Raw genomic sequence first — 3,643 nt, 5'->3', positions numbered from 1 at the left:
GTAGCGAACAACGTCGGGCTTCGGCTGGCCTCGCTCGGCTACTACACCGAGGCACGGGCATTGCTGAAGGACACCCTCGACCGGCGACGCCGTCTGCTTGGCGACGACAGCCCCGAGACCCTGGGTACGGCAACAAACCTGCTCACAACGATCATCAGTCTTGGCGACCACCGGAGCGCGCGCAAGCTGGCCGAAGATACCCTCGATCGCCAGCGGCGGATATTCGGCGAAGATCACCCGAAGACCCTGGGCTCGGCAAACAATCTTGCTGTCGCTCTGGCGGGTCTTGGGGATTACCAGCACGCGAGGCAACTGGCAGAGGATAACCTCGCTCGCAAGCAGCACCACTTCGGCGATGACCACCCGGATACTTTGGACGCCGCGCACAATCTCTCCATCTGGCTGATGAGAATCGGGGACCTCACGCGAGCACGCACGCTCGCCGAGGAGACCCTGAGTCGGCGCCGAATGATACTCGGCGAAGATCACCAAAAAACGCTGGCTTCAGCCACCAACGTTGCATTCCAGCTGGCTGCAAACGGAGACCTCCTAGGTGCACGAACACTAGACGAGGACGCTCTAGAGCGCTATCGGCGCATCCTTGGCCATAACCATCCAGACACTCTAGGGGCAGCAAATAACCTAGTTGTTCGACTGAGCCAGACCGGAGACATAAATGGTGCCCGAACTCTGGCTGAGGACTCTCTAGAACGCCACAAGATCGCACTTGGCGACGACCACCCGAACACTCTGAATGCTGCAACCAATTTCGCCAACCTTCTAGGCGAATTCGGGGACTACAAGGGTGGTCAGGAGTTGCACAGCGACGTCCTGGCTCGGCGGCGGCGACTGCTCGGCGACGACCACCCCGACACATTGGCAGCAGCCAATAACCTCGCATTCCAGCTCGCCGGTGCCAGGGACTTTCGCCGAGCGCGAGAGCTAGACCAGGAGACCTTGGAGCGCCGGCGACGCGTGCTAGGCCACGATCACCCCGACACGCTAACCTCGGCCAACAATCTCGCCCTCCGGCTAGATGCGTTACTTGAATACCACGCGGCACGGGAGTTGACCGAGGACACCCTGGCCCGTCGGCGCCGCATCCTCGGCGACGACCACCCCGACACACTACATTCAGCGAACAATCTCGCCATCCAGCTCGCCCGAGCCGGAGAGCACGAAGCGTCACGCACGCTGGCGGAGGACACGCTCGCTCGACGCCAGCAGCTGCTCGGGGCCGGCCACCCCGACACACTGCACTCGGCGATCAATGTCGCTGTTGGACTCGCCCGAGCCGGAGACTTCGCAGAGGCGCGCACACTGGCCGAGGACACGCTCGCTCGACGCCGGCTGCTGCTCGGGGCCGGCCACCCCGACGCACTGCACTCGGCGACCATCCTCGCCGCGACCCACGCCGGCCTCGGGGACTATCAGAAAGCGCGAGCGACGATCGAGGAAGTGCTGGCTCAACGGCGGATAGTCGGTGGCGACCACTCCGACGCTTTTGGTCCGATCGCAGCCCTGGCGACGACCTTGACCGTGCTCAATACAAAAGTAGATCATCTCCACTACTGAGCATTAATGCGTGAAGTCGTGCGGGCATGTGGTGATCGCTGGGTGGGTGGTGGGGATGTGGGTAGCCGGCTGGTATGAGGTACGCGACGGGTGGCGGGTTGACCGCCACGGAACGGGATCGTTGGGAACTGGAGGGTTCCCGCTTTCGTGGACAGTCCTTATTATGCTGCGCGATCACCTTTCTTGTCAAATTCATCCTCGAACTCGACAGGGGTGAGGTAGCCGATCGTGGAATGGATCCGCAACCGGTTGTAGTACACCTCGATGTACTCGAAGACCCCGGTTCTGAGGCGTTCGACGGTGTCGAAGGGGTGGAGGTGGATGAACTCTTTCTTCAGGGTCGCCCAGAACGATTCAGCGGCAGCATTGTCGAAACAGATTCCGGTGCGGCCGACCGAGTTCCGCACGTTGTTGATCTTGCAGAAGTCGACGAATTCCTTGCTGGTGTACTGGCTGCCTCGATCAGCATGGAAGATCACACCTTTCGGTGGGTGCCTGCGGGTTATGGCCATGCGTAGGGCATCGAGGACGAGGTCGGTGCGCATGTGGTCGGCCACGGCCCAGCCCACGACTTTCCGGGAAAAAGCGTCGATAACCGATGCCACATATGCCCAACCATCCCACGTACGCACATAGGTGATATCGCCGAACCACAACCGGTTCGGCGCGTCGGCGGTGAAGTCCTGGCTGACAGGTCGGGCAGCCGGGACGGCTCGGCGGCCTGCACGGTCGTCGCCTTCCGTGCCTTGGGGTGGACGCTGACCAGGCCCAACGCACGCATCAGCCGCTGCACCCGCTTGTAGGCGACCGCAACCCCCTGTCGGCGTAACTCGCGGAAGATCCGCCGCACGCCGTATCGCCCCAGGTGTTCGTCGAAAATAACTTTGATCTTCGTGGAAAGGGTGGCGTCTGTTTTGTCGTGCTGTGACGGGCCCCGTTTCTTCCATGCGTAGTAACCCTGCCGGGAAACGTCGAGTTTGTCACACATGTACACGACGGGGAAACGGGAGACACCGTCGGCCGGGACAGCCTTCTTCGGGGCATGTGCGTCGATGAACTCGAACTTCACTTCTGCTGGCTCGCGAAGAAGGCCGCCGCTTTTTTTAGAAACGCGTTATCCATCTGTGCCTGCGCGTACTTCTTCCGGAGTTCGATCAGCTCGGCGCGCTCCGACACCGACAGCGGCTTCTCGTCGGACTCGCTGTCCTTTTTCGCCTTCGTCACCCAGTTCCCCAAGGTTGATTCATTGATACCCAGACTCTTCGCGATCTCGGCTAACGACCGGTCGGAGTCGAGCGCCAATCTTACCGCCTCGTCTTTGTACTCCTGCGTGTACTTCCGGGGAATCGACCCCATGACGGCCCTTCCTTTCAGACAGTGACCTTCAGGTCTGCTGTCCACGGAAACGGGATCGCTTCAGACGAGGCCGGGCAGTCCCTGCGGCCGCCTCGGGTGACCAGCTGGGGCCGGCACGGGCGTACCCCGCTGGTCCGGGTGCGCGGCGGCGGGTCGGGGCGGGTGTCGGTGGCGGGGATGGCCTGCTACCGGCCCGGCCCGGCGCCGCGGCTGTTCTGTCGGACCCTGAAGCACCGGGGCCGCCGCGATGAGCCGAAGTCGTTTTCCTGGCGGGACTACCGGGAGCTGGTCGTGGCTGTGCACGAGCGGCTGGGCCGGCCGATGGTGCTGGTCTGGGACAATCTGAACCGGCACCTGTGCGCGGAGATGGCCGCGTTCGTCGCGGCGAACGCGCTGTGGCTGACCGTGGTGCAGCTGCCCTCCTACGCGCCCGACCTGAACCCGGTGGAGGGGGTGTGGTCGGTACTCAAGGGCGGGGAGATCGCCAACCGGGCCTTCGACGACGTCGACGAACTCACCAAGCTGATCCACCACGACCTGGCCGGGTTCCAACACCGTCCCGATCTCCTCGACGGCTGCCTCGCCGGCACCGGTCTGACCTTGGAACCATCGTGATCCATACCGTCACGGTCCAACGACATCACGCATTAATGCTCAGTAGTCAGGCGGCGTTGCGGTACTCGTTGATCAGCCCGCCGAGGATGCGTGTGCA

General features: G+C 62.8%; 4 protein-coding genes and 1 pseudogene. 2 read left to right on the top strand and 3 right to left on the bottom strand.

What is annotated here, in order from left to right; all coding sequences use genetic code 11:
• On the top strand, window positions 1–1,575 hold a 1,575-nt coding region (locus U9983_RS27145; protein WP_322756739.1), incomplete at its 5' end, for a tetratricopeptide repeat protein.
• 161 nt (window positions 1,576–1,736) lie between these two features.
• Here the strand turns inward: U9983_RS27145 and U9983_RS27140 are convergent.
• From U9983_RS27140 to U9983_RS27130, 3 genes and pseudogenes are all read right to left on the bottom strand, one after another.
• The gene (locus U9983_RS27140; RefSeq protein ID WP_322756740.1) at window positions 1,737–2,432 is read right to left on the bottom strand and encodes an IS3 family transposase; all 696 of its coding nucleotides are present in this window, start codon (window positions 2,430–2,432) and stop codon (window positions 1,737–1,739) included.
• A pseudogene (locus U9983_RS27135) lies at window positions 2,375–2,563 on the bottom strand (IS3 family transposase); the annotation flags it as partial. The gene U9983_RS27140 and the pseudogene U9983_RS27135, both read right to left, overlap by 58 nt.
• A gap of 77 nt (window positions 2,564–2,640) precedes the next feature.
• Window positions 2,641–2,931: a transposase gene (locus U9983_RS27130; protein ID WP_322756738.1), complete on the bottom strand. Its 291-nt coding sequence runs from the start codon at window positions 2,929–2,931 to the stop codon at window positions 2,641–2,643.
• Window positions 2,932–2,952: 21 nt separating this feature from the next.
• Here U9983_RS27130 and U9983_RS27125 point away from each other — a divergent pair, with 21 nt between their 5' ends.
• Entirely contained in the window at window positions 2,953–3,546 is a 594-nt protein-coding gene (locus tag U9983_RS27125; RefSeq protein ID WP_322756737.1) for a transposase, read from the top strand.
• Window positions 3,547–3,643 lie beyond the last annotated feature (97 nt).

The sequence above is a fragment of the Protofrankia sp. Cas3 genome, from assembly GCF_963555955.1.
Lineage (GTDB): Bacteria > Actinomycetota > Actinomycetes > Frankiales > Frankiaceae > Protofrankia.
The sequence above is the reverse complement of the archived record's forward strand: the minus strand, read 5'-3'. Positions and strand labels throughout refer to the sequence as shown.